This is a genomic window from Salipaludibacillus keqinensis, assembly GCF_003226325.1.
Taxonomy (GTDB): domain Bacteria; phylum Bacillota; class Bacilli; order Bacillales; family Salisediminibacteriaceae; genus Salipaludibacillus; species Salipaludibacillus keqinensis.
Genome location: NZ_PDOD01000001.1, coordinates 317,072 through 343,060, shown reverse-complemented (window position 1 = coordinate 343,060; position 25,989 = coordinate 317,072). Strand labels below are relative to the sequence as shown.

The window sequence follows — 25,989 nt, the reverse complement described above, 5'->3', positions numbered from 1 at the left end:
TTATCCGTCCGTTGCTGTGACCACGTGAATACAGGTAGCTAACTTATTTATATGATAATACCCCCATACAGCTATTAAGAGCAATAGAGAGAAGCTAAACATCAAAGCTTCTTCGTACATCCACAAACTATATAACGGAGGGCCACAAGCTACACCGACAAAACGAGTCATACTATAAAAAGACATTATCGTGGTCCTGTCTTCTAATAAGACGTTTCTAGTCAATAAAAGGTTACAACAAACGAGAGATATTCCTGCTGAAATGGCAAAAAAACTCATGATAAATACAATAGAAATGAACGTATTTAATAAGATCCCTAGAATAAACACACCAGCCATTATACTAAAGCTTATATACAACAATTGATGCGACTTCAATGTATTTCGTTTTAAATATTTTCCGGTCCACCATGAGGAGAGTGTCATCAATAAAAGGGGTACAGTGAAGTACAGAGCCTTTTCTATCCCCGTTTTTCCTAACATCCATTCTAATTCATACGAAAAATACGTCAAATAGCCAAATAAAAGTAACATTGTCATTCCACTCATAAGTAAAATGTGGAAGATTCCTTTTACATTTGATTTTATATTCTTTCTATAGTAAGTAAGATAACTACTAAGAGAAGTTGTCGGATCAACATCCTTGGTTCTTGTGATTTGCCGCTGAGTGAGAAACAGAGAAAGCAAACTAACAAAGATATAAGCAACAAATAACCACTCCCCACCTAACGTGATGGCATAAATACCAATAAAAGGACTGGTCACTTTCCCTATACCATTAAAAACCTCTACCATACTTAGAGCGACGGGTTGATCGTTTTTGGCAAATAACTCTCCTGCAAAAATGTAAGGAAGCGGGGATAAAATTCCTGCACCTAACCCCTGACATGCCCTTCCTAACATAAGAACGAGAAATGAAATACTTGTTGAATGTATACTAAGAGACGACAATGCAATGACACATCCTATGATAACCGCTAACAAAGCCAAGGATGTTAGAATTTTCTTTTCGAATCTTAATGCTAAGTACCCTACTAATGGAATCATGACTGCTGCTACGAACGAAAAGATACTTAACGTTAATCCAGCTTGAGTTGAAGTCATGCTCCATTCTTGTTCCATATGTGGCAACACCGGGATAAACATGGAATTTCCTATAATCATGACGACCGTCATTGAACCTATTGTCCATATTTTTCGTTGGTCCTGACTATTCAAAAAAACTCTCCTCCTATTATTAATGAACTGGTATTGATCATATTTTTACTAGACGTTCATATAGTGTAGTAGAAGCCGATAGAGATGGAGGGGTTATGATGCGACCAATTATTTTATTAATCATTTTAGGTATTGTCCTGTTTAGTATCCGTATAGATTTAACTTCAGGAACTATTCCTTCTAATCAAATGGAAGAGCCTTTTAATCAACAAATCCACATCGAAGACAATGAGGAAGAATCGCTTGCAAATTCGTTAAATTATCAGGAAGTGATTGTCGAACCAGGACAAACTGTCTATGGCATTGTCCAACAGTTGCATGAGTCACAATCTTTTAACGTTTCCCTTCATGATGTTTTATATGATTTTGAAAAATTAAATCCAGAAGTTTCTGCCCACTATTTAATTGCCGGAGAAGCTTATAAGTTTCCAATTTACGTGATGCCCTCAACGGAGTGATCGTTTGCTCTTGCCACAATTGTCCCCTCATTGTTACAATGTAATACGATAGGTGATAATATATTTATAGCGCAAATAAAAGGGGCGATGAAGAGTGACCCAAAGAACTCATAGAAAAGATACAAGACCTGTTAAAGTAGGACCACTGACAATCGGAGGGAATAATGAGGTCATTATGCAAAGCATGACCATGTCAAAAACCCACGATGTAGATGCAACGGTAGCTGAAATAAATCGGCTTGAAGAAGCTGGATGCCAAATAGTGCGAGTAGCGTGTCCTGAAATGAAAGATGCCGAAGCTATTGCTGAAATAAAAAAAAGAATTAACATTCCACTCGTTGTGGATATTCACTTTGATTACAAACTCGCTTTAAAGGCCATTGAAGGCGGGGCTGATAAAATACGAATTAACCCCGGAAATATCGGACGCCGTCATAAGGTTGAAGCCGTGGTTAATGCAGCTAAAGAGAAAGGAATTCCGATTCGTATCGGAGTAAATGCGGGATCATTGGAAAAGCGAATTCTCGATAAGTATGGTTACCCTACTGCAGAGGGAATGGTAGAAAGCGCATTACACCATATTAAAATATTAGAGGATCTTGATTTTTACGATATTATTGTCTCTATGAAGGCTTCTGATGTTGGTCTTGCTGTCGAAGCATATGAGAAAGCAGCGGAAGCATTTGATTATCCTTTGCATTTAGGAATTACTGAGTCTGGAACCTTGTTTGCAGGTACAATTAAAAGTTCTGCTGGTTTAGGCATATTGTTAGATAAAGGTATTGGGAATACGATGCGGATTTCACTAAGTGCAGATCCTGTGGAGGAAATAAAAGTTTCAAAAGAACTTCTTAAAACATTCGGCTTAGCGGCGAATGCTGCTACACTCATTTCTTGTCCTACATGTGGAAGAATTGAAATTGATTTAATTAGTATTGCAAACGAAGTAGAAGAATATCTCCAAAATATCCATGCTCCTATCAAAGTCTCTGTCCTCGGCTGTGCAGTTAACGGCCCTGGTGAAGCAAAAGAAGCAGACATTGGTATTGCAGGTGCTAGAGGAGAAGGACTTCTCTTCAGAAAAGGAAAGACCATTAGGAAAGTACCTGAGGAAATCATGGTAGAAGAATTAAAGAAAGAAATCGACATATTAGCTAAAGAACATGAGGAAAAACAAAAGAAACAACATATTTAATCAATAGGTTCATGCTTGTTTTAGCCATTTAAAAACGAAGGGGTTGCTCCCTTCGTTTTCTTTATGTTCAACCAAGAAACTGGTTCCCATAATTTAGCATTCTCACATTTATATAACAAATGGTGCAAAGAAAAAACTCATGACAATAGAGAAAGCACTAATAGAAATGGCTGTATAACCTAAAGCCCTTTGCTCGTTCTTGATTGCAATAGCTCCTAAGACGATTCCTGCAACTGCAAAAATAACCGGCAAGAAAAACAATGATATAAAAGAAAAAGCAATACCTAAAGCACCAGATCCTTTCCCTGTGGTGTCTTCTCGTTCCCGGTCTGTTTCTCTCGTTTTATCAGAGGAGATCTCAATAGGGCCTCTTCCTCCAACTAAACCAGGATTAGGTGTATATTCAGAAGCTGTTTCTTCATCATATTCCTTTGAAAGAAGCCTTTCATCGCTTTCGTGAGGAGCAAGATGCTGATTTTCTATTTTTTCGTAATCACTATTTTCTGGCGTATGTCTATGTTCACTCATGACTAATCGTTCCTCCTTAATATCAAGGCTGTACAAATAGTATGAGTATGAGACAATAAAAAGATAAGAGGAAACTTTAAACATTGTTAAGGAGAAGGTGAAGGATATGTCAAAATACCGTTTGGGAATCGATATCGATGGAACAGTAACTGATCCAGCAACATTTATTCCTTATTTAAATGAGCATTTCAAGAAAAATTTAACAATAGATGATATTATCGAGTATGATCTCACTGTTGCGCTAGGTATCAGCCAAGAAGAATTTTGGAAATGGATGCAAGTGCACGAACCATCCATCTATAAACAAGCCATTTTAGCAGATAACGCTAAAGACATTTTGCTAGAATGGAAAAAGCAATATGAACTTTTTTATATTAGTGCAAGACCAAAGCATACTCATGATGTGACCGTTGATTGGTTTCATCGCTTAACTGTGCCGTACGACCATATTGAATTACTTGGTCAACATGATAAATTAGACGCGGTCAAAAAACACAAATTAGATGTATTTTTTGAAGACAAACACGATAATGCGTGTAATATAGCTGAAGAATGTAACATCCCTGTAGTTCTTATGGATACTCCTTACAATCAATCACCTGTGCCCAACAACGTTTACCGGGCAGCCCATTGGAACGAAGCAAAAAAAATTGTCGACAGGCTCCTATAAATAACCACAAAAAAGCTATCCTGTATCGATTTAGGATAGCTTTTCATATTCATTCAATTTTCTTTTTGTCTCACCGCACTTCTCACAGTACCCGTAGACTTCAAACTTATGACCAACGACTTGGAACCCTTCATCAGAAATTGGAGAAGTAACCATTGGACATTCGTCGATATGCTTTGTCTTTCCACAGTCAAGACAAATTAAATGATGATGATGGTGATCGGTAGAACAAGAAAACCGAAATTTTTTTTCACCATCTAATTCAGTCGTCTCCAGTATACCTAATTGAGAAAATAAAGATAAATTACGGTAGATCGTATCAAAACTTAACCCTTTATATTTATCTTGTAATGATTCTAATACATCTTTAGCAGCTATATATCGGCTTTCGTCAGAGAACAATTGCAGCATATCCAACCGCTTATCGGTGTGCTTATAACCTTCCTCTTTCAGTTTATTCATTGCTTCCTCAACATTCATTTAGAGACCTCCTTTTAGAACAAGCTCAGCTCATTACGAAGGATTGATGTTCGTCTTCAGCTGTTTAATTAATACAGCAACAATCATCAATACCACGCCTGTAACAACAACCATCCCTCCAGTAGCAATATTAAAGAAGTAAGATAACATAATTCCTCCAATAATTGCTGTTTCCCCAAAAAGAATTCCCCCAACGACTACTTGACGAAAACTCTTGGCGAATTGCATACTAGCTGCTACCGGCAAAGTTACCATCGCTCCCACGAGAAGGATCCCTATAACTTTCATAGACATGGAAATGACGAGAGCAATTAATACTGCAAAAAGAAAATTCATCTTCTTTACAGAGATTCCCGACGTTGATGCGAATTCCTGATCAAAAGAAATAGACAGTAACTCTTTATAGAACGCTGCAATAAGAAGCATAGCCACAATTCCAGTAATTAAAATAAATAACAAATCATTTAATGAAACAGTAACAATACTTCCAAATAAATAATTATACCATTCTGTATAGCTACTAGAAGATAAACTGATAATAATTGCACTTAAACCAATCCCAGATGAGAGGATAATCGGGATCGCCAGCTCTTGAAAATGCTTATAGATCTGCCTTAGTTTTTCAACTAGTAAAGAGCCTACTAATGAAAAAATTAATCCTGTATACAATGGGTTGATAAACCCCAAAAAAGCGGTGCTTTGACTCATAAAAACACCAGCCGCAATTCCTGTCAAAGTAATATGAGAAAGACCTTCAGATATAATTGTCATTCTTCGAACAAGAAGGAAAGCCCCTACGACTGGACAAATAAAGCCAATAATCAGTCCAGCTAAAATACCTCGTTCAAGAAAAGTCAGTTGTTGCAATAAATCCATCATCTTCATTCACCTTATTCTTCTATTATAAAGAACGCTTTCTTGTTAATGCAATAGATCCAATTAATAAAAACACATTGGCCATCACAATCGTTCCCCCTGGAGCTAAATCCAAATGAAAAGCACTAAATAAACCTATCACAATCGAGACCTCTCCAAATATGACTGCATAGAGAAACATTTGTTTAAATCCTTTTGCCCATTTCATTGCAGAAGCAACGGGAAGCGTCATTAAAGCTGAGACCAGCAAAATTCCTACGATCTGCATGGATATTCCTATCACCAAAGCGACTAGCACCATAAATAATACATGTAATGATCGCTTAGGTATCCCGGAAATAACCGCTTGCTCTTCATCAAAACTGAGAAAAAATAATTCTTTGTAGAACAAAAATAAAAGAGCTGTTACAACAATCGTCAGCGTGACGACTACTTGGAAATCTGATTGACTAATTGCTACAACGCTGCCAAATAAATAATTAAACAAATCATTGTTAAAGCCATCGGCCAAAGAGATAAATACAACTCCAACTCCAATGCCAGCTGATAAAATAATTGGAATGGCTAACTCTTTATAATAGCGATACACATGTCTTAACCTTTCGATTAATAAAGATCCAGTGATTGAAAATGCCATTCCCATATAGACCGGATTTAACCCCGCAAACATGGTGATATGTCTCCCAAGTAACAAACTGAAGGCTATACCTGTGAGTGTAATATGTGAGAGTGCATCAGCCATCAAGGACAAACGGCGCACAACAAGAAACACGCCTAATATTGGGGCTAAAAAGCCAATCATTAAGCCTGTATAGAGTGAGTACCTTAAAAAGTCGAATTGAAAAAAAACCTCGATCATCCTTCTTCTCTCCTCACACCATCTTGATCGTCGTGATCATGGTGATGATGATGGTGGTCATGATCGTGATTGTGCTCGAGCAAGTTGACCTCGTGGCCATACATAGCTGTCATCATTTCTTCTTTATTCTCTTCAAAAGTATTCGTGTTTCCATGGAAGTGCAAACATTTATTCAAACAAGCCACATCGGTAACATATTCAGACATCGCTCCGATATCGTGGGTAACCAAAATTAATGTGATTCCTTGTTCATCGTTCAGCTTTTTTAACATCGTATAGAAATTTTTGACTGATTTTGCATCCACACCCACTGTAGGTTCATCTAGAATAAGCAAACTTGGATTACTGACTAACGCTCTGGCGATAAATACTCGTTGTTGTTGACCGCCTGAAAGTTGCCCAATATTATCATCGATATAATCTTCCATTCCCACTTGCTCAATGGCTTCTCTCACCTGTTGTTTATGCTTTTTCTTTAAGAAGCGGAATAATCCGATCTTCCCATACAACCCCATAGAGACGACTTCAAAAACAGTGGCTGGAAAACCACTGTTAAAGCTGTTTGCCTTTTGTGAAACAAATCCGATATCACTCCATCGATTAAATTTTTTCACATCAACTCCAAAAAGTTGTACTGACCCTGCATTAGGAGAGAGAAGTCCAAGCAAACATTTAACTAGCGTGGATTTGCCTGATCCATTTGGCCCTACTAGGCCTAAAAATGAGCCCTTAGGAATTTGCATATTGATATCTTCTAATACATTTTGATTATGATACGAAAATGAAAGGTGTTGAATATTCAATGCTAATGGTTGCTTTTTAATGTCCATCTCGATCCCTCTTTACATTCATAAGAATCATTCCGATTTATTTCCTCATCGTAGTATACATGAGCTCTTATCGTTTGTAAATGAATTGAGTTGGCCTCTTCTCGCATCTTATTGCCTTTGACTATATAATAAGGGTAAGGACAAAAGGAGGCTAATTATGGAAGCACAACAAATTGCCATCATAGATATGGGTTCCAACTCCATTCGGTTTGTTATTTACGACGTGAACGAACACGCTTGCTTTAAGGAAATTCAAAATTTAAAAGTAGTAGCGAGGTTAAGTACATATATTTCAGATGAGGGGAAGATGACGAGAGAAGGTATTGAAGTGATTTTAAGTACACTTCGAAAGTTCGAGACGGTCATGAATGATTATCTAATTACGGAAATTCGTGGAGTGGCTACCGCTGCCATTCGAAATGCAACAAACCAAGTTGAAATCTTAGAGGCCATACAAAAAGAATCTTGTTTTGATATCACTGTTTTAAATGAGGAAGAAGAGGCATATTATGGCTATTTAGCGATTACGAACTCAACAAATATTTCTGAAGGTGTTACCATCGACATTGGTGGTGGCAGCACGGAAGTTACCTTTTACGAAAATCGGATTTTAAAGCATTCACACAGTTTTCCATTCGGAGCTATCACGTTGAAGAAACGCTTCGTTAAAAACGATAACCCAACGAAACAGGAATGGAAGAACCTTCGCCAGTTCCTTAAAGATCAATTTGTCAGCCTTCCTTGGCTAAAAGAAAAAAATGTTCCAGTAATCGGTATTGGAGGTACCGCCAGAAACATCGCCTTAGTCCATCAAAATCATATTTCCTACCCTCTTTCAGGCCTGCACCAATATGAAATGAGCGGGATTGCTGTTTCAACCATTCTAGAGAAATTAGCGTCTGTTTCATTAGCGAGAAGAGAGAAAATAGATGGCCTTTCTAAAGATCGTGCAGATATCATCGTACCGGCGGTTGCTGCCATTGAAGAGCTCATTCAGGAAGTGGGAACGAATCAATTTATCGTCAGCAATAAAGGCCTTCGTGATGGGTTATTTTATGAAATGTTTTTGAAATCTATCGAAGTGACACATTTTCCTCACGTGACTCATGAAAGTTTTTATCAACTAGCCGAAAATTTCGGTTTAAATCAAGAACATCAGAAGAAAATATCTGTCTTGTCATCTTTCCTTGCACAAGAATTAATTCATTGTAATGAAATAGAATTAACAAAAGCAGATTTAAAGCAACTTCATTGGGGAGCGAATGTATTTTATATTGGTCACGCCATCCATCCTGAATCCCAAAGTCAACATTCTTTCTACCTTTTAACGAATCAATCCATCGATGGATTATCTCATATGGATCGTCTCGCTATCGCCTTTTTATCATCATTTAAGTCCCGTTCACAATTGAAACAATATGCCTCTCCTTTCAGACATTGGATCACGAAAGAGGAATTAAAAAAATACGAACTTTTAGGAGCTATTTTAAAATTGTGTTACGGGTTAGACGCATCTAACCGAAACGTAGTTACAGAAATAAAAATAAGCAAATGTTTGAAAAAATCTTTGGAAATATCCGTATTATACAATGGAGAACCTTATTTCGAATCCTTTCATGCCACAAAATATAAAAAGCACTTAGAACGAGCATTAAAAAAAGAAATTACACTCTCATTTATCAAAGACCAACCTTGAATCTTTACATGAATTTAACATTCATCTGCTACTCTAGAGAAGAAGATCTCACATCTTTCATCAAAGATCATCTTCATAAATATATAGAGATGGAGGGTTAGCTTTTGACAAACGATTCCACCTACAACGAGATTGATTTAAATAATCCTGAATTTTATAACAATCGTGAGTTAAGCTGGTTAAGTTTTAATGAGAGGGTTTTACAAGAGGCCTTAGACAAAAGAAATCCATTGCTTGAGAGATTGAAGTTTATTGCCATCTTTAGTTCAAATCTCGACGAATTTTTTATGGTCCGCGTAGCCGGCTTGAAAGATCAAGTAAAAGCGGGGTTTAACAAGCCGGAAAACAAAGCCGGTCTCACTCCAAAACAACAATTAAAAAAAATTGCTGATGAGAGTCATCGGTTAATTAAGTTACAAGACCAGTTGTATAATTTCACTTTACTTCCTTCTTTAAAAGAAAAAGGAATTACCTTTGTACCTGTTGATGAATTGACAAAGGAACAAAAAGAGGAACTTTCCCTCCATTTTAAGAATTATATATTGCCTGTCTTAACACCGATGGCAATCGATGCTTATCGTCCCTTTCCTATGTTATTAAATAAAAGTCTGAATTTAGCTGCAGTGCTAAACGATGATAAAGATGATGGGACACATAAATTAGCCATCGTTCAAGTTCCCGCTGTATTAAAACGTTACCTGCCTATTCCTATTTCTAAAGGTGAGCACTCGTCCACTTTTGTCTTATTAGAAGATGTCATCAGCCACTTTATAAATCATCTTTTTACTGGAAATAAAGTTAGGTCTGTTTCTCCTTTTCGGATTACAAGAAATGCAGATTTAACGATTCATGAAGAAGGAGCCCGTGATTTACTTAGAGAGATTGAGAAGGAGCTAAAAAAACGAAAATGGGGAGCCGCTGTTCGATTAGAAATGCAAAAAGGGAAAATGGATGAAAAAGTGATTTCATTCTTGACGAATGTTCTCGAATTACAAGAAGAAGATTTGTTTGAAGTATCTGGGCCTATTGATTTGTCGTTTTTATCTTCTTTTTACGGGGATCTTGCTCCTGATTATGACTCTCTCGTCCATGAAGCTGTGATCCCACAACCTCCTGTTGATTTATCAGAAGAAGAAGACTTATTTCAAGTTGCCCTTGAAAAAGATATTTTTTTCCATCATCCTTACGAATCATTTCAGCCTATTGTCGATTTCATTGCGAAAGCTGCCGAAGATCCAGATGTACTAGCTATTAAACAAACTCTATATCGTGTCAGCGGGGATTCTCCAATCATAGAAGCGTTATCCACAGCAGCTGAAATGGGCAAACAAGTGACCGTTCTCGTCGAATTAAAAGCAAGGTTTGATGAGGAGAAAAATATTCAGTGGGCAAAAAAATTAGAAAAATCCGGGGTACATGTGATTTATGGGATTACTGGTTTAAAAACTCACAGTAAAATTACACTGGTTATCCGACATCACAAAGAAAAAATACAACGCTTTGTACATTTAGGCACAGGAAATTATAATGATTCAACCGCTAAGCTTTATACAGATATGGGAATTTTAACGACGAAAGACTCCTTCGGAAAAGATGCGACGAATTTCTTTAATCATTTAAGTGGTTTCAGTCAAAAACCTAAATGGAAAGAACTTTCTACTTCTCCGTTCGATATGAGAGAAACATTCCTCCAATTAATTGAAGAAGAGATACGTTACCAGAAAAAATATAAAGACGGTCACATTATGGCTAAGATGAATTCATTAACCGATAAGCCGATTATCCTAAAACTATATGAAGCGAGTCGAGCCGGTGTGAAAATAGATTTAATCGTCAGGGGGATTTGCTGTTTAAGGCCAGGAATTCCCCATGTCAGTGAAAACATTTCCGTAAGAAGTATTGTTGATCGCTTCTTGGAGCACAGCAGAATCTTTTATTTTCACCACCATGGTGCTGAAAAATTGTACTTATCTTCTGCAGATTGGATGACACGCAATATGGAAAAAAGAATCGAAATTTTATTTCCAGTGTATTCTGCAGAAATTAAAAAAAGAATTAAAGACGTACTCCATATTACTTTAGAAGATAACGTGAAAGCTCGCGTTCAATATCGTGATGGCAATTATCATTATGTCTTACGGTCTGCCGATACGCCAACTATTCAAAGTCAAAAAATCTTTTATGAACAAGCAGCAATGTTCTTTGAAGATAATTAAGATCTACTTAAGGAAAAAACTGGACTTGAGTACTCTAGTCCAGTTTTTTTATAATCTATTCGCTCGCTTGAAATTAAATAATTCCTGACATCTCAGGTTAGATCGTCTCTCATAATGGTGTCGCTCAATCAATGGTGATTGAAAATGAATGTGCACTAGTCCTTATATTTAGTAGAAGGAGATTTATTTTATGAGGTTTATTATATAAAAAAAGAATGAAAAGAAACCTTGTGGCCTCTCTTCATCCTTTCAAGCTAAGGAGTTTATCTTATTATAACTAATGAAAAAGCTTGCTAAACACATTATTGATCATAGGCAACTAAACCAGTTGTTTCAGCATTTTCCTGAATTTCAACCGCATACCAGCTTTTCGCGTCCCCGTTATCTTCAATATACTGTTCAAGTCCATATATCCCTCTATGGTAAGCAGTTAATGCATAATCCCAATCCTCGTATTGTTGATAAAGAAAGTCCAAATAAACAACAGATAATTGAATAGAATAGTGCGGGTCAAATAACATTTCATCATCATACGGAAGATCAGCCATTTCTGCTATCCACGGTCCTGTATTCTTCATAAACTGAGCCATACCATAAGCATGTCCATATTGAGTTTCGGGTCCGACCAATTCCGGATCAAATTTACCTCCGGTTTCTACCTTTAACAATTCATAAACTAGAAAGGGATCAATTTCCCGTTTCTGTGCCTCAAGGGTTAAAAATAACCCCCAGTCTTTTTTAAATAGCCCATCACTTTCTTCATACAAGTGATTTGATACTTGCTTAGCTTCTTGCCATCCGACGTATCCTGTTCCTTCATAATCATCCGGCAAATGATCAATATATCCTTTCATCCGTTCAATTTCCAAATCTATTTCCTGTTGAGCTCTTTGTTCTTGTTTGGCAATTTCTAACTTCTCTATTTTTTCTTGCGTTTGAGCATATTCATTACCTAAAACAAATGAGACTCCTACTAGGACAGCAATGACGACAATCATTATGAGCGTTTGTATACGCATAAGTCGCTCCTCCTTATCCAAATTGTGAACCTTATTTGTCTACAAGATAGCATAATAACTGTTCTTGATAAAAATTGCAACTTTAGACATATGAAACAAATTCAAAAGGCACTTGCACACTTTATGCAAGTACCCTAATTTATTCATCGCTAAACGACAAAATTCAATATTATGTTTTTACAGCTCTATGATGCGTCATCATTTTCATTTCTAAGAAATTTTAGACTCTCTTTTTGGTGTTCTAAGCCACTTGAATACTAACCCTTGTTTCGGAGCAAAAAAGAAGAAGAAAATGAAAATAGCAGAGGCCACTAACACGATACTTGCACCTGATGATACATCGTAAATGACAGACCAAAAAAGACCGGATACTGCAGAAATGATGCCGAACAAGGCTGAAAGAAATAGCATGACTGAAAATCTTTCGGTCAATAAGTAAGCCGTAGCGCCAGGAGTTATTAACATAGCTACCACTAAAATGATCCCTACGGTTTGAAGAGAAGCTACTGTTACAAATGAAAGTAAAAGCATAAGCATGTAGTGAATCCACTTAACAGGCAAGCCCGTAGCTTTAGCCATCGTCTCATCAAATGAACTTAATAAAAGAGGTCTATAGAAAACGAAGATGGTAAGTAAAACAAATATTCCGATACCCATAGTAATATACAAGTCTGTCTGAGAAACAGCCAATACATTTCCGAAGAGGATATGCCATAAATCTACACTAGTCCCTTGCAAGGCGGTAATCATTACGACCCCTAATGCAAACATAGCAGTAAACATGATTCCGATAGCAGAGTCCTCTTTGATACGACTGTTTTGGGAAATAAACCCGATCGCAAGAGCTGTAAGAACTCCTGTTATCACAGCACCAATAAAGAAGCTAGCTCCTACCATATAAGCGATAACAACCCCTGGAAGAACTGCGTGAGAGATTGCATCACCCATTAATGCCATTCCCCTTAAGATAATAAAACAGCCAATCACACCACAGATGATCCCGACTAGTATGGCTGCCAATAAAGCATTTTGTAGATAAGGATAATTCATTAATTGAAAAATAAACGATTCAATGTTTGCTATCACGGCCCTACCACCACCATCTCATTACCCTCTTTGAGAATAGCTGCATTTCCTTGATAGGCTTCTTTTAAGAAACTCGGTTGATAAACATCTTCTACTGCGCCTGCTTGAATCAGAACTTGATTTAAAAGGACAAGTTGATCAAAGTACTTTTCTACCTTGCTTAAGTCATGGTGGATGATGAACATCGTTTTCCCTTCATTTCGAAGCTGATGCAGAATATTCACAATGATTTCCTCAGATCTTACATCAATTCCTACAAAAGGTTCATCAAGAAAAAATAAATCAGCATCTTGAGCCAGTGCCCTAGCTAAAAACACCCGTTGCTGTTGGCCACCTGACAGCTCTCCAATTTGACGATTTGAATAACTTTCCATACCAACTTTTACTAAAGCCGCCTTCGCTCGTTCTCGGTCTTTTTTGCTCGCTCTTTTATACCAAGGGATATGCATAAACCTCCCCATCAATACTACATCGTCTACCCGAACAGGAAAATCCCAATCAATTGAATTTCTCTGGGGAACATAAGCAATTTTTTTTCTCATATTATTGATGTTATTCCCAAAAAAAGAAACGCGTCCTCCGAATTTCTCCAGTCCGAGCATGGCCTTCATTAAAGTTGACTTACCTGCTCCGTTGGGACCAATTACCCCTACAATTGTTCCTTTCTTCATACTAAACGATATATCCCGAATGGCTGTTTGGCCATAATAATGAACAGATAAATTATCTACGTTAACAAATTGTTCTGCCATTTCTAGAACACCCCTTCCTTTTCTAGATTGTACTTCCATCACTTATTCGTGCTGTATCATATGCGCCTGCACAATGATTGTGCTCACACTATAAAAAGTTGTATTATATTCAAAAAGTTTACTTAGGGAAACTTTTTATTTCACTTATTATTATAATGCATCTGTTTCAAACTTTCAATCATTAGAAAGTCCATTCATAAGTGTAAATAACTAAAAAAAAAGCCCATGAGTTCATGGACTTTTGATTACAATGGAGGCTTATTTTCCAGCGGCAATTGGATTGAAATAAGTGTGCCTTTTCCGTAAGTACTATCAATGATAAATTTGCCTTTATGCTCTTCTATAATTTGCCTTGCTAATGGAATTCCTATACCCGTTCCTTTCTCCTTGGTGGTAAAGAAAGGCTCATTTATTTTTTCGAACAATTCCGGTGCAATTCCAGGACCATTATCTTTTAATTGAATGACATAAAATCCATCTTCAATAAACGTCTGCAGATTAAAGGTTCGATTTCGTTTCTGACCTTCATAAGCTTCAATTGAATTTCGCATGATATTTATTAATACTTGCTTTAGCATTTGCTCGTTTACATATAAATAACCTTCGCAATTGCCTAGCTTATAAATAAATTCAACGTCATGAAGAATACACTCCGACCGAAAAATAACCAACATTGATTCAACCAATTCAGCTGGATGAATGTAGCGTTTGTCTATTTTTTTCCTTGATATTGATAGAAAATCTTCAATAATCTTATTCATCCTGTCGATTTCAGAATAAATTGTATCATAGTATTTATCTAGGTTGTTTGAATACTTCGAAAGTTGAACAAATCCCTTGATCACTGATAAAGGATTTCTTAATTCATGGGCAACGCCTGCCGCAATTTGAGAGACAGCTTGCATTTGTTGCTGATAAGACAATAGTTGCTCAAATCTTCTTTGAAAGCTTTCATCTTTCATCATGATTACATAATGATTCCCGTCAACGACCCCTTGTAATTTTAGTCGAACCTCTTCAGTCCGATACTCTCTAGTTACGGTTTGTTTGCTTTCAAGTAATTGTTGGAATACGTGAAAATATTCTTTGAAAACAGGGTGACTCCACTGGGAGGTAACTAACGGATCCAATAAATTCTCGGGAATATCAAGTCGTGAATGTAGATTTTGCAGATGACTATTAAATTTTACAATCTTGCCGTCTATGTCGATTAACATAGCAGGGATGGGCAAGTTATCAAGGATACCGTCTCTTTTTTGGATAACTGAAGCACACTTTTTTCCTAATATTACGATCTTATCTTCAACTTTTTTGCCTTTACATTGGTATGAATTGTGCTTCTCAATAGTGAAGATTTGTTTAGTTGTTGATATCGAATTCTTTACGATTGAATAAATAAAATTTTCAAACGCTGGATTAGGAGCAAACGATTGAAATGGATGTTCAAGTGCCATTCTTAATTGTTGATCTTCAGTGATGACTTCCTCGATCTCTAAATCTTCATTTAGAACCATACAGAAGTCAGATGATAAGTAAATCATTTCTAGATAAATTGGCCATTCGTTTACTTTCTTCATATGAAAGGTCTCCTTAATCATCTTCAAATTTCGTTTAGAAATGAATCACCTAGTCCATCCATTAGTATACACTACATTGACACATTTTTCATAATTTCACATATATTAAAACATCGTTGAAAGGAGGAAAAAAATGAATCCGGTCATACGAGAACTTATTAACCAAAAAGTTCGCCAACTCACGTTGAAAGAACTAATTAAACTAAGTCATAAAGAAGGCATGTCCTTGACCGTTAAAGAAGCTCGGCATATTCTATCGATTATCCAAGAGAAGCCTTTTGACATTGCTGATAAAAAAAGAGTAACCGAAATAAAAAAACAATTAGAATTAGAGTTTCCGTCTCATTATGATAAAGCTTTTCAGTTATTAAAACCGTACGAATCTTATTTAGAATAATCGAATAGATATACCTTGAGTAAGAATGAGTGAATCAAGACAAGGTCCTCCAAGTCGATTTTGTCGACTAAGCTTGAGGATTCATTAGCATGAATGGAGAGAAAGTCTTCCTTATTACTCGATCAAGGAACAAGCTATCAACGTTTTTTGGGGGTAGCCATCACATAATAAAAAGGGCTGCCCATAAGTCGATTCTTTATCGACTTATGAGACAGCCCCTATCAATTAATATTGATCACTTAAAAGCTCGTCTTTTAGTGACTCATTGAAAACTCGCTTCTTAAGCATAGCAATCTCTTTTCCATAAGGTGGTTTTTTATTTTTCTTATCTGTTCCAACATAAGGTGTCTCTAAAATTTTAGGTATTTTTGAAAAGGTTTCATGATATAAGATCCGATCGATCGCTTCAAATCCAATGTGACCGAAGCCGATATTTTCATGCCGATCTTTTTTTGCCCCACATTCATTCTTGCTGTCATTGACGTGTAGAACTTTAATTTTATCTAAACCAACAATTTTATCAAACTCTTCCAATACATCATCTAGCTTTTCCACAATGTCATACCCTGAATCATGAACGTGACACGTATCAAAACAAACCGACAATTTTTGGTTATGTTTCACCCCTGAAATAATCTCAGCTAACTCTTCAAAAGAACGTCCACATTCAGAACCTTTACCTGCCATTGTTTCCAAAGCAATTTGAACGTCCTGACTGGGATCGATTACTTCATTTAGCCCTTCTACAATTTTGGCAATCCCTTTTTCAACACCCGCTCCTACATGAGCGCCTGGGTGTAGGACAATCTGTTTAGCACCAAGGGCTTCTGTCCGATCGATTTCACTTTTCAGGAAATCCACCCCTAATTGGAAAGTTTCTGGTTTTGTCGTATTAGCAATATTGATGATATATGGTGCATGTACCACAACATTAGAAATGTTATTCGACACCATATGCGATTGCCCATCGGTGATATTTAAATCTTCAATCGCTTTTCGTCTAGTGTTTTGCGGAGCACCCGTGTAAATCATAAATGTAGTTGCCCCGTATGATGCCGCTTCTTCACTAGCTGCTAATAACATCTTTTTTCCACTCATTGAGACATGGGACCCTAATAACATGAATCGTTCCTCCCCCTATTTCTTCTTTAGCAGATCTACCCTTTTCTTTTATTTAACCTTCGTTGGCGGGTAGCTTTTTGTTCCATTTCTCTCTTAGCTTTCTTTTTATAACCAGGCTTGACCTTTTTAGGTTTTTTTGTTTTATTAGTCATACCTTCTGGCAACTGGTTTGTTTTAAATGATTGGGAAGTGCGCTTATCAATCGTCACCCAATCTCCTTTTTTCAGCTCTTTATATTGAAAGGAAACCCCTTGCTTTTCCAATTTTTCAATACTTTGCTGATCAGAACGGCCATAAAGGGTCATCGCTATTCCATCCCAGCCTGCACGGGCTGTCCGTCCAACCCGGTGAATATAATACTCTAATTCTCTTGGTATCTCGAAATTAATGATGTGACTGATCCCTTTCACATCAATTCCCCGGGCAACTAAATCTGTTGCAACTAAATACTGGAGCTCTGCCTCTTGAAGTTTTTTCAAGACTTTTTTCCGATGTCGCGGAGACATCCCGCCATGAATACAGTCTACATTTAATCCTTCTTCTTGTAACACTCGAAACACTTCATCAGCTGATTCTTTCGTGTTTGTGAAGACAATCGCTAAGAAAGGATTCAGCACTTTTGTCATGTTTACAAGGATGTCTTTTCGATTCCGATCCCGGTCAGGAATAAGCCAATGGTGCATATTTTTCGGTGAGGCCCCTTTAGCTTCAACTTCTACTTGTTTAGGGTTCTTCATGTACTTGCGTAAAAAAGGTTTTAATTTCTCTGGGATTGTAGCTGAGAAAACAAGCATTTGCAAGTCATCATTCATCCTTGCAGCAATCTTATCTACTTCTTCAAGAAATCCCATATCAAGCATTTGATCCGCTTCATCCACTACAAACGCTTCTACTGAAGCAGGCTTTAACGCCTGTTGGTTTAACATGTCTAAAATTCTACCAGGTGTTCCAATAATAATATTCGGTTGATGCTGAACTCTCTCAATCATTCTTAACCGATCGGTTCCGCCCGTAACTAACTGAGCCGTGATGGCATCTTCACCTTCGTGATGAACGATGTATGATTTACATACTTCAAAAAGTTGTGAGGCTAGTTCCCTTGTAGGTGCTGTAATTATAAATTGTGTCGCTTTACGCTCAGGTTCTACTCGATTAAGTATGGGAAGCAAGAATGCTAGCGTTTTTCCCGTTCCAGTTTGAGATCGGCCAATCACATCTTGTCCATTTTTAATAGCTGGTATTAACCTTTCTTGAATATCCGTAGGTAATGAGATTCCTTCTTTTGTTAATGAATCAATTAAAAAGGGTTTTAATTGAAATCGATCGAAATTATGCTTCATATTTTTTCCTTCTTTCTGTTAGACGAATCATTGGACTCTAATGTTATATTTTATCATGAATGTAGAAGCCAACGCTAGTTGATCTTAATATTCCCTGCAATTATCGTAAAAACCACTCATAAGCCCATACACCTTCCATATTGCTTGCATATAATTAATGAGAAGATCATGTATGAAAGGATGATCACACTATGTTCGGACCACGCCCTTTCCCATCACATTATCCACCTCCTCCAGCGAATAGCTATTTTCACGGTGTCCCACCTACAACTCAGATGGCCCAGTCTTTTCAGTCACCAGGAGGGCAAGGTGTTGGATTTCTGTCTAGATTATTTGGTGGTAATGCAGCTGTTGCAAATACTGCAAATTCCATGAGTTCGATCGCTTCCGGACAGGGGCTTAACATGGGCCAAGTATTCGGAATGGTCCAAAATGCGCAGAAAGTTATCCAAACGGTGCAAACAGTCGGTCCAATTGTTCAACAATACGGACCATTATTAAAATCACTTCCGCAAATTCTTCAGATTTTAAAAACCTCTTCTGCTAATGAGGAGGAAGAAGAAAAGACTGTCACAGAGCAACCTCCTGAAAAACAAACAGAGCAACCCAAGACTAAAACTAGTCCTGCGCCCTCTGTTAAAAAGAAATCGGCTCAACCTCAAAAAAAGCGTATCAAAAAGAAAAACATTCCAAATACTGTTCCTAAACCGAAATTATATATATAGTCCATTAAAACCTCTAATAATAAAGAGGTTTTCTCTTATTTCCATTGACTATTCACTCATAACATAGTAAAATTTTAAATTTATTTACATTTGTGTTATACTAGAGATACTATTGCATTGGAGGAATGTCTATGTTTAATGTGGGAGACAGTGTCGTTTACCCTTATCATGGGGCTGGAACAATTAAAGATATGGAAGAAAAGGATATATTGGGAGAAAAACTTATCTATTATGTCGTTTACTTTCCGCTAAACCACGTCACACTTATGCTTCCTGAAAACAGGATCAAAGAGTCTGGGTTACGAAAGATTATAGAAAGTAACCAGCTTGAAGAGGTAGCCAATGCACTTAAAACAAGTGAAGTTCCTGAGAAAAAAGAAGCAGCTCGACCTTACTCCAAAGAGAACGAGACATTACTTAAATCAGGTTGTATCTTGGACGCAGCCAGTGTTATTGCCAATTTAACTTCAAAACAAGGCGAACGGAATAATGGACTGCATATGGAAGACAGAAAAAATTTAGATAGAGCTAAACAGTTTATTATCAGTGAACTTGTTCTCGTTAACGAAATGAGTGAAGAGGAAGCGATGAGCTTTATTGAAGAAAACGCTCACGGAGCATAAATATTTCTTACGGCGGGTTCCTAACACAGGAATCCGCCTTTCTGTATGGGTCATGTGCAAATTCTTTTATGACTATCTCCTTTGATTGTCATTCCGTTCCACAACCTTTATAATAAATTTGTATTCATATTTCTGTATTAATGATTTTTTAGCGTGCAAGGTTTAATAAGAATGTGTTATTCGTTAGGAGGATCACAATGGAAGTAATTAAAATATCCCCAAGAGGTTATTGTTACGGGGTGGTTGATGCGATGGTACTAGCCAAGCAGGCAGCGGCTAACTTGGAACTGCCTCGCCCTATATATATACTTGGCATGATTGTTCATAATAAACATGTTACCGAAGCTTTTGAAGAAGATGGTATTATCACCCTAGATGGACCTAACCGCTTGGAAATATTGAAACAAGTCGATAAAGGAACGGTTATTTTCACTGCTCACGGAGTTTCACCGGAAGTAAGAAATTTAGCAAAGCAAAAAGGGCTGACAACTGTAGATGCTACATGTCCCGATGTAACCGTCACCCACGATCTTATTCGTGATAAGAAAGACGAAGGTTATGAGTTTATCTATATAGGAAAAAAAGGGCATCCGGAACCTGAAGGAGCGATTGGAGTAGCCCCTGACGTTGTTCATCTTGTAGAGTCGGAGAAAGATGTAGCAGCACTTACCTTACAAAGCGACAAAATTCTGATCACGAACCAAACAACAATGAGTCAGTGGGATGTTTCCACGATTATTAATAAAGCATTGAAAAAATACCCACAAGCAGAAGTTCATAATGAAATTTGCATGGCTACACAAGTGCGTCAAGAAGCTGTAGCTGAACAAGCAGGGAAAGCTGATCTCCTTATAGTGGTGGGTGATCCTAAAAGTAATAACTCGAACCGTCTAACACAAGTATCCCAAGAAATTGCAGGAACACCATCTTACAGAATTAGTAATGTAAATGAACTAAATTTAGAATGGCTCAAAGGTATTACTAAAGTTGCCGTCACCTCTGGAGCTAGTACGCCAACACCTATAACAAAAGAAGTGATCGCCTTTTTAGATAAATTTGATGAAGACGATCCTCATAGTTGGGATACGACGAGCACAGTAAAGCTAACAAAGATTCTTCCTAAAATCAACAAGAAAAAAACGATCAAGACCTAAGTAAAAGAACAACCTTTGACTAGAGCAAAGAGGGCCCTGATTTTATAAAATCAGGGCCCTCTTTTTTTAACTTATGATCCATTTCTACAAGAACCTAAACGGATCCGTGTGAACTTCAGAAACAATCACTTCTGTCGAATATTTTTTATCCTCGACAAAGGATTTCATTTTCCGTCGAACTCCTTCTTTCATAATCTTTTCAACATTGTGTCCAGGGTCAATCATGGACAATCCTTCCATCATGGCATCATGGGCTACGTGATAGTAGAGATCTCCTGTCACATAAACGTCAGCTCCTTTATGAAGCGCAGTAAATGCATATTTATTCCCATCCCCACCAAGTAGCGCTACTTTTCTGATTATACGTTTCCCGTCCCCTACGACACGTACACCTTTTACGTCGAAAGCTTGTTTCACTTTGTTCGCAAATTGGTCCAAGGTCAGTTCTTCTTTAACATAACCAATTCTACCGAGACCAAAAGGCTTTCCTGATGATGCCATCTCATATAAATCATAAGCCACTTCTTCATATGGATGAGCATCCATCATAGCACGAATCACTTGCTTTTCTATTGATTCATGAAACACCGTTTCAACTTTCACTTCATCTACGTATTCCATTTCACCTTGCTTTCCAATAAACGGATCTGTTCCTTCTTCAGGTTTGAATGCTCCCATCCCTTGTGAAGTAAAGCTACAATGGCTGTAATTCCCTATGAATCCCGCACCAACAGAACCAATTGCTTCTCTCACATCACTGGCCTGTTCTTCCGGCACAAAAACCACGAGCTTTTTCAAAGGATCTTGTCCCGTTTCTACTAATATGTCTACTTCTTCTAATTCAAGTGCTTCTGCCATCATGTCGTTCACTCCACCAGAGGCTACATCTAAATTTGTATGAGCAGCATAAACAGTAATATCGTGTTTAATTAATTTTTCAATCGTTCTCCCATAGGTTTGATCTGTTCGAAGGGCTTTGATCGGTTTGAAAATAATCGGGTGGTGAGCAATAATCAAGTCCACACCTTTTTCAATCGCCTCATCTACTACGGGCTCCAATACGTCTAAGGCAATCATTACTTTGTTGATTTTTTTGTTTAGCGTACCAACCTGTAAACCTACTTTATCACCTTCTACTGCCAAAGACTTTGGAGAAAATTGTTCAAAAGCTTGAATAATCGCTTGTCCGTTTGCCTGTTTCAAGATAGTTCCTCCTTAAGCCAAGATAACTTTTGCTGAATGTCCTTTGTTTTTTTTGAAAGCTTCTTTTGATCGTTTGCTTGCTTTAATTGGTCATATACTTTCTCTAATTGATTCCATTCCCTATTCCATTTTTTATTAAAAGCCGAATTTTTGTTTCTTAATAAGTGAGGTCCCATCCAAAGTTCTTTCTCAAGATCATCGCTATAGCTTTCCTTTGCATCGCCACTTTCAGCAACGAGGATTTCATAGACATGATCCCCTTCGTCAAGAATAGCTTCATCAATCAACGACCAGCCATTATTAAATAACCAACGTCTGACATGATCTGCCGCAACATTAGGTTGTAAAATTAGTCGCTCTACTCCTTCGAGTTGAGGTTTTCCATTTTCTAAAATGTCGGCAATGAGTGGACCACCCATCCCTGCAATGACGACGGTATTTACACTTTCATCTTGTATTACAGCTAAACCATTACCAAGTTTGGCTGTTATCACATGATTTAAGTCATTGTATTTAATTTGTTCTTTAGCAGATGAAAGAGGACCTTCATTTACTTCACCAGCAATAGCACGGGGGACTATTCCCTTCTTAACTAAATAGATCGGTAAATAAGCATGGTCCGATCCGATATCCGCCACTACAGATCCACTTCTAACAAATGTTGCAACTTTTTCTAATCTCATAGATAATTTTTCATCATTCATTTCGTTCACCTATATTTCTTTTCTATATTAGAAAAAGAAGGATACATAGATCCTTCTCTCACTTAAGTTTATTCATTTTCTGCTAAAATAAATTCAGCGACAGCTTCTGCTTCTTCTCCACTGACTAACCCTGCAGGCATATTTCCAGGACCTTCTGAAATAGCCGTTAAAATGTCTTCTTCAGAATAATTGCCGCCATCTAAAGCCGGGCCAGAACCGCCATCTAAGTCGCCTCCGTGACAAGATGCACATTGTCCTTCATAAATGTGCTCACCAAGTTCAATTGGATCGTCAAATTCTTGCTCTTCGCCATTTTCTTCACCGTTTTCTGATGCTGAATCAGGACCAATATTGATCCCAACAAAGGATAAAACGATAATTAAGCCAATCCCCAAGATGGCTGTCAGAGCAAAAGGGTAAAGGGGTTTCCCTCTCATAAATATGTACCTCCCTTATTGTTTCTCTAAGATAATAAATCCCCAACGCTTTCACATTGCAAAGCTCTATTATATTGTATATTAAAATGATTCAATAGAAAAGTATTAATATGCTATAACCGCCTTTAAAATGTTAAGAAGAACGGAAAGTGTCCGTCATTAAACGTGGATCATTTGTAATGATCGAGTCTACGTTTAAACGTTCGCATGTCTTTGCATCTCTTATTCGATGAACACGGTAAACCCGAACAGGTACACCTTCCTTGCTCCATTTGCGATAGTATCTTGTCGCTTGAAAACTATGCCTAATATGGATCCCATCTGCTTGAACTTTATTTGCATATTTTGTGCCCCTAAACATAGGCGTCTTAGTAAGCAAAGCGGTTTTTATTGCAGAGTTTTGTCTCTTAATTTCCGAAATGTATGGATGATAAAATGTTGATATAACAATTCGATCTGCTAAACCATGCTTCTCTATCTCATATAGACAGCTTTCCACAAACAAGGAGGCTTGATTCATTTGCTGCTTTAATTCCACGTGAAGATCCAAGTTTAATGGTTTAGCCCAATGAAGAACTTCAGAAAAGGATGGAATCTTTTCCCCTCTAAAAGAAGGATCAAATGAACTGCCGGCATCAAATTGTTTAAGTTCTTGTAATGTAAACGAACTTACCTTTCCCCGGCCATTCGTCGTTCTGTCAATTGTTGGGTCATGGATGACCACAGGAATCTGATCCTTTGTCCATTGTAAATCAAACTCAATCCCATCTATAGGGTAAGTCGCTGCTGACATAAACGCAGCCATCGTGTTCTCCGGAGTATAACGTTTGTTTCCTCTATGAGCAATAATATTCACCAGTATATCTCCTTTCTTAATAGCTACCTCGAAAATAAACGTTGATAGCCTGTTAGTTTATCTTGTTTTTTAAGAGAGCTAATAATAAAATAATATTCGATCAACCAAGAATAGTCCGATGAAAAGAAGAATCCCCGTTCCCCCTGCAATATATAAATAATGATACCGATATCGCCAACCACTGACAATCCAACTCAAGCATAACAGAACAATGGCCACAGCTAAATAAGAGCTTTCATCGGGAAAAAACAGATCGGCTGCTGCAATCGTAATGATAAATGAGATAAAGGATGACAAAATGACATAGACATGAGCGAAAGGAGACTTATGACGGTTATAATAAAATGCTGCAATAAGACTTATTCCTAGAAAGCCCACTAGCACTCCAACCTGTGAAGCTGGTGAGAACTGTGTAAAATATATAACAAATAAAATGGTAATAAACAGGATCAAAATCATAGCAAAACTTACTATTGCTTTTTTTATGTGAGGAGAATATGAATTCCCTTTGAAGTTTTCTCCTCTTCCTTCATTATTTCCTTCTGAATATAAGCTCAGCAGAAATTGACAGTATGTTTCAGGCAGTAATTTGTTTTTCTGCCATTTCTTTATCTCATTAACGATGATCCTCTTACGCTCGTCCATAAAATCACCTTTCATGATAAAATCATTTCCTAGTACAGATTTATTAACCAAAACCTTTCTTATTATATCGTACATACCTTATACATTGTGAAGTCTCTCTTTTATTAAGGCTTAAAAATATACCTGCAAAAACAAATAAAAAGCCATAAAGATAGGAGATGTGACTTTTCTCCCTTCTTTATGGCTTCTTGCAAACTTCTTTATTCAAGGAAGTCTTTCAGACGTTTACTTCGGCTTGGGTGACGCAACTTGCGTAATGCCTTTGCCTCAATCTGACGAATTCTTTCTCTTGTTACTCCGAACACTTTCCCTACTTCTTCTAATGTCCGTGTTCGACCATCATCTAATCCAAAGCGAAGACGTAATACATTTTCTTCACGGTCAGTTAACGTATCCAATACGTCTTCAAGCTGCTCTTTTAAAAGTTCATAAGCGGCAGCATCTGAAGGCGCTAATGCTTCTTGGTCTTCGATAAAGTCACCTAAATGAGAGTCATCTTCTTCACCGATTGGCGTTTCCAACGATACTGGCTCTTGAGCAATCTTCAAGATTTCTCTTACTTTGTCAGGTGTGAGCTCCATCTCTTTCGACACTTCTTCAGGTGTCGGTTCTCGACCAAGGTCTTGTAATAGTTGGCGCTGAACACGGATTAATTTATTTATCGTTTCAACCATATGAACCGGAATACGAATCGTTCTTGCTTGGTCAGCAATGGCACGAGTGATCGCTTGGCGAATCCACCATGTGGCGTAGGTGCTGAATTTATATCCTTTGTTGTAATCAAATTTCTCAACGGCTTTAATTAGACCCATATTTCCTTCTTGAATCAAGTCAAGAAATAGCATACCGCGTCCTACATAGCGTTTCGCAATACTTACAACTAGTCGAAGATTGGCTTCAGCTAAACGACGTTTAGCTTCTTCGTCTCCATCTTCGATCTTTTTAGCAAGATCTATCTCTTCTGTAGCAGAAAGTAAAGGGACACGACCGATCTCTTTAAGATACATCCGAACAGGGTCATTGATCTTAATACCTGGAGGTACACTTAAATCATTGAGATCGAACGAAGATTCCTTTTCCACTTGTTGAATGCTAGGAACAGCCTCATTATCATTTAATATTTCTACACCTTGTTCACCAAGATATTCAAAGAACTCATCCATTTGATCGGAGTCTTGATCGAACGCACCTAACCTCTCTGTAATTTCTGCATAGGTTAATGTGCCTCTTTTCTTCCCCGCCTCAACTAACTGTTCTTTCACCTGATCGATGGTTAAATCACCTTCCGCCATTGGGCGAATTGGTTTCTCAGCCATACGACCC

27 protein-coding genes are annotated in these 25,989 nt (G+C 37.5%); 9 read left to right on the top strand and 18 right to left on the bottom strand.

The genetic code is table 11. The features are described 5' to 3' along the window. Positions 1 to 1,218: an MFS transporter gene (locus CR194_RS01750; RefSeq protein WP_110607921.1), complete on the bottom strand. Its 1,218-nt coding sequence runs from the start codon at positions 1,216 to 1,218 to the stop codon at positions 1 to 3. A 98-nt stretch (positions 1,219 to 1,316) separates the two neighbouring features. Here CR194_RS01750 and CR194_RS01745 point away from each other — a divergent pair, with 98 nt between their 5' ends. Beyond that, positions 1,317 to 1,676 carry a hypothetical protein gene (locus tag CR194_RS01745; protein WP_110607920.1) on the top strand — a complete coding sequence of 120 codons (360 nt, stop codon included), beginning with the start codon at positions 1,317 to 1,319 and terminating at the stop codon, positions 1,674 to 1,676. A 94-nt stretch (positions 1,677 to 1,770) separates the two neighbouring features. Continuing rightward, complete coding sequence (ispG, locus tag CR194_RS01740) at positions 1,771 to 2,871, top strand: flavodoxin-dependent (E)-4-hydroxy-3-methylbut-2-enyl-diphosphate synthase (protein WP_110607919.1); 1,101 nt, start codon at positions 1,771 to 1,773, stop codon at positions 2,869 to 2,871. Between the two features lie 108 nt (positions 2,872 to 2,979). Here the strand turns inward: ispG and CR194_RS01735 are convergent, their stop codons facing one another. Next, a complete protein-coding gene (locus CR194_RS01735; protein ID WP_110607918.1) occupies positions 2,980 to 3,399 on the bottom strand; it encodes a DUF4190 domain-containing protein in 420 nt (139 codons plus the stop codon). Between the two features lie 106 nt (positions 3,400 to 3,505). Between CR194_RS01735 and CR194_RS01730 the strand changes: the two genes are divergently transcribed. Further along, positions 3,506 to 4,069, top strand: a complete 564-nt coding sequence (locus CR194_RS01730; protein WP_110607917.1) for a 5' nucleotidase, NT5C type — start codon at positions 3,506 to 3,508, stop codon at positions 4,067 to 4,069. Between the two features lie 30 nt (positions 4,070 to 4,099). On the opposite strand, the gene CR194_RS01725 is transcribed toward CR194_RS01730, so the two are convergent. Genes CR194_RS01725 through CR194_RS01710 form a run of 4 tightly spaced genes read right to left on the bottom strand, consistent with a single transcriptional unit; the run spans position 4,100 to position 7,114 of the window. Next, entirely contained in the window at positions 4,100 to 4,549 is a 450-nt protein-coding gene (locus tag CR194_RS01725; RefSeq protein ID WP_110607916.1) for a Fur family transcriptional regulator, read from the bottom strand. Between the two features lie 33 nt (positions 4,550 to 4,582). After that, positions 4,583 to 5,428 (bottom strand): metal ABC transporter permease, encoded by an 846-nt coding sequence (locus tag CR194_RS01720; protein ID WP_233254190.1) that lies wholly within the window; start codon positions 5,426 to 5,428, stop codon positions 4,583 to 4,585. A 22-nt stretch (positions 5,429 to 5,450) separates the two neighbouring features. Further along, positions 5,451 to 6,284 (bottom strand): metal ABC transporter permease, encoded by an 834-nt coding sequence (locus CR194_RS01715; protein ID WP_110607915.1) that lies wholly within the window; start codon positions 6,282 to 6,284, stop codon positions 5,451 to 5,453. Further along, the gene (locus CR194_RS01710; protein WP_110607914.1) at positions 6,281 to 7,114 is read right to left on the bottom strand and encodes a metal ABC transporter ATP-binding protein; all 834 of its coding nucleotides are present in this window, start codon (positions 7,112 to 7,114) and stop codon (positions 6,281 to 6,283) included. Before CR194_RS01710 ends, CR194_RS01715 begins: the two co-directional genes overlap by 4 nt. 157 nt (positions 7,115 to 7,271) lie before the next feature. On the opposite strand from CR194_RS01710, the gene ppx reads away from it, so the two are divergent. Both ppx and CR194_RS01700 read left to right on the top strand, forming a co-directional pair. After that, positions 7,272 to 8,810, top strand: coding sequence for an exopolyphosphatase (gene ppx / locus CR194_RS01705; RefSeq protein ID WP_110607913.1), 1,539 nt, complete (start codon positions 7,272 to 7,274; stop codon positions 8,808 to 8,810). A gap of 104 nt (positions 8,811 to 8,914) precedes the next feature. Next, entirely contained in the window at positions 8,915 to 11,026 is a 2,112-nt protein-coding gene (locus CR194_RS01700; RefSeq protein WP_233254189.1) for an RNA degradosome polyphosphate kinase, read from the top strand. Between the two features lie 302 nt (positions 11,027 to 11,328). On the opposite strand, the gene CR194_RS01695 is transcribed toward CR194_RS01700, so the two are convergent. The 4 genes from CR194_RS01695 to CR194_RS01680 all read right to left on the bottom strand — a co-directional run bounded on the left by CR194_RS01695 (position 11,329) and on the right by CR194_RS01680 (position 15,460). After that, positions 11,329 to 12,045, bottom strand: a complete 717-nt coding sequence (locus CR194_RS01695; protein WP_110607912.1) for a lytic transglycosylase domain-containing protein — start codon at positions 12,043 to 12,045, stop codon at positions 11,329 to 11,331. A gap of 210 nt (positions 12,046 to 12,255) precedes the next feature. After that, positions 12,256 to 13,095 (bottom strand): metal ABC transporter permease, encoded by an 840-nt coding sequence (locus tag CR194_RS01690; RefSeq protein ID WP_110608940.1) that lies wholly within the window; start codon positions 13,093 to 13,095, stop codon positions 12,256 to 12,258. 32 nt (positions 13,096 to 13,127) lie between these two features. After that, positions 13,128 to 13,883: a metal ABC transporter ATP-binding protein gene (locus CR194_RS01685; protein WP_110607911.1), complete on the bottom strand. Its 756-nt coding sequence runs from the start codon at positions 13,881 to 13,883 to the stop codon at positions 13,128 to 13,130. 245 nt (positions 13,884 to 14,128) lie between these two features. Beyond that, a complete protein-coding gene (locus tag CR194_RS01680) occupies positions 14,129 to 15,460 on the bottom strand; it encodes a two-component system sensor histidine kinase NtrB (RefSeq protein WP_158282138.1) in 1,332 nt (443 codons plus the stop codon). A 133-nt stretch (positions 15,461 to 15,593) separates the two neighbouring features. Between CR194_RS01680 and CR194_RS01675 the strand changes: the two genes are divergently transcribed. Next, entirely contained in the window at positions 15,594 to 15,857 is a 264-nt protein-coding gene (locus CR194_RS01675) for a DUF2624 family protein (protein ID WP_110607909.1), read from the top strand. A gap of 225 nt (positions 15,858 to 16,082) precedes the next feature. Here CR194_RS01675 and CR194_RS01670 read toward each other — a convergent pair whose 3' ends face one another. Then, positions 16,083 to 16,979, bottom strand: coding sequence for a deoxyribonuclease IV (locus CR194_RS01670; protein WP_110607908.1), 897 nt, complete (start codon positions 16,977 to 16,979; stop codon positions 16,083 to 16,085). Positions 16,980 to 17,014: 35 nt separating this feature from the next. Further along, positions 17,015 to 18,319 carry a DEAD/DEAH box helicase gene (locus tag CR194_RS01665; protein WP_110607907.1) on the bottom strand — a complete coding sequence of 435 codons (1,305 nt, stop codon included), beginning with the start codon at positions 18,317 to 18,319 and terminating at the stop codon, positions 17,015 to 17,017. A gap of 191 nt (positions 18,320 to 18,510) precedes the next feature. Between CR194_RS01665 and vrrA the strand changes: the two genes are divergently transcribed. The 3 genes from vrrA to CR194_RS01650 all read left to right on the top strand — a co-directional run bounded on the left by vrrA (position 18,511) and on the right by CR194_RS01650 (position 20,821). After that, the gene (gene vrrA / locus CR194_RS01660; RefSeq protein WP_110607906.1) at positions 18,511 to 19,044 is read left to right on the top strand and encodes a VrrA/YqfQ family protein; all 534 of its coding nucleotides are present in this window, start codon (positions 18,511 to 18,513) and stop codon (positions 19,042 to 19,044) included. A gap of 131 nt (positions 19,045 to 19,175) precedes the next feature. After that, positions 19,176 to 19,667: a CarD family transcriptional regulator gene (locus CR194_RS01655; RefSeq protein ID WP_110607905.1), complete on the top strand. Its 492-nt coding sequence runs from the start codon at positions 19,176 to 19,178 to the stop codon at positions 19,665 to 19,667. Between the two features lie 197 nt (positions 19,668 to 19,864). Then, positions 19,865 to 20,821 (top strand): 4-hydroxy-3-methylbut-2-enyl diphosphate reductase, encoded by a 957-nt coding sequence (locus CR194_RS01650; protein ID WP_110607904.1) that lies wholly within the window; start codon positions 19,865 to 19,867, stop codon positions 20,819 to 20,821. An 84-nt stretch (positions 20,822 to 20,905) separates the two neighbouring features. On the opposite strand, the gene CR194_RS01645 is transcribed toward CR194_RS01650, so the two are convergent. The 6 genes from CR194_RS01645 to rpoD form a co-directional block, all read right to left on the bottom strand. Beyond that, the gene (locus CR194_RS01645; RefSeq protein WP_110607903.1) at positions 20,906 to 22,027 is read right to left on the bottom strand and encodes a Nif3-like dinuclear metal center hexameric protein; all 1,122 of its coding nucleotides are present in this window, start codon (positions 22,025 to 22,027) and stop codon (positions 20,906 to 20,908) included. Beyond that, positions 22,021 to 22,728 (bottom strand): tRNA (adenine(22)-N(1))-methyltransferase, encoded by a 708-nt coding sequence (locus tag CR194_RS01640; protein WP_110607902.1) that lies wholly within the window; start codon positions 22,726 to 22,728, stop codon positions 22,021 to 22,023. Before CR194_RS01640 ends, CR194_RS01645 begins: the two co-directional genes overlap by 7 nt. 68 nt (positions 22,729 to 22,796) lie before the next feature. After that, positions 22,797 to 23,165, bottom strand: a complete 369-nt coding sequence (locus CR194_RS01635) for a c-type cytochrome (RefSeq protein ID WP_110607901.1) — start codon at positions 23,163 to 23,165, stop codon at positions 22,797 to 22,799. A 133-nt stretch (positions 23,166 to 23,298) separates the two neighbouring features. Then, entirely contained in the window at positions 23,299 to 24,021 is a 723-nt protein-coding gene (locus tag CR194_RS01630; protein ID WP_110607900.1) for a glycerophosphodiester phosphodiesterase, read from the bottom strand. A 78-nt stretch (positions 24,022 to 24,099) separates the two neighbouring features. After that, positions 24,100 to 24,741, bottom strand: a complete 642-nt coding sequence (locus tag CR194_RS01625) for a DUF2157 domain-containing protein (RefSeq protein WP_110607899.1) — start codon at positions 24,739 to 24,741, stop codon at positions 24,100 to 24,102. A 125-nt stretch (positions 24,742 to 24,866) separates the two neighbouring features. After that, the gene (gene rpoD, locus CR194_RS01620) at positions 24,867 to 25,982 is read right to left on the bottom strand and encodes an RNA polymerase sigma factor RpoD (RefSeq protein ID WP_110607898.1); all 1,116 of its coding nucleotides are present in this window, start codon (positions 25,980 to 25,982) and stop codon (positions 24,867 to 24,869) included. Positions 25,983 to 25,989: the final 7 nt, after the last annotated feature.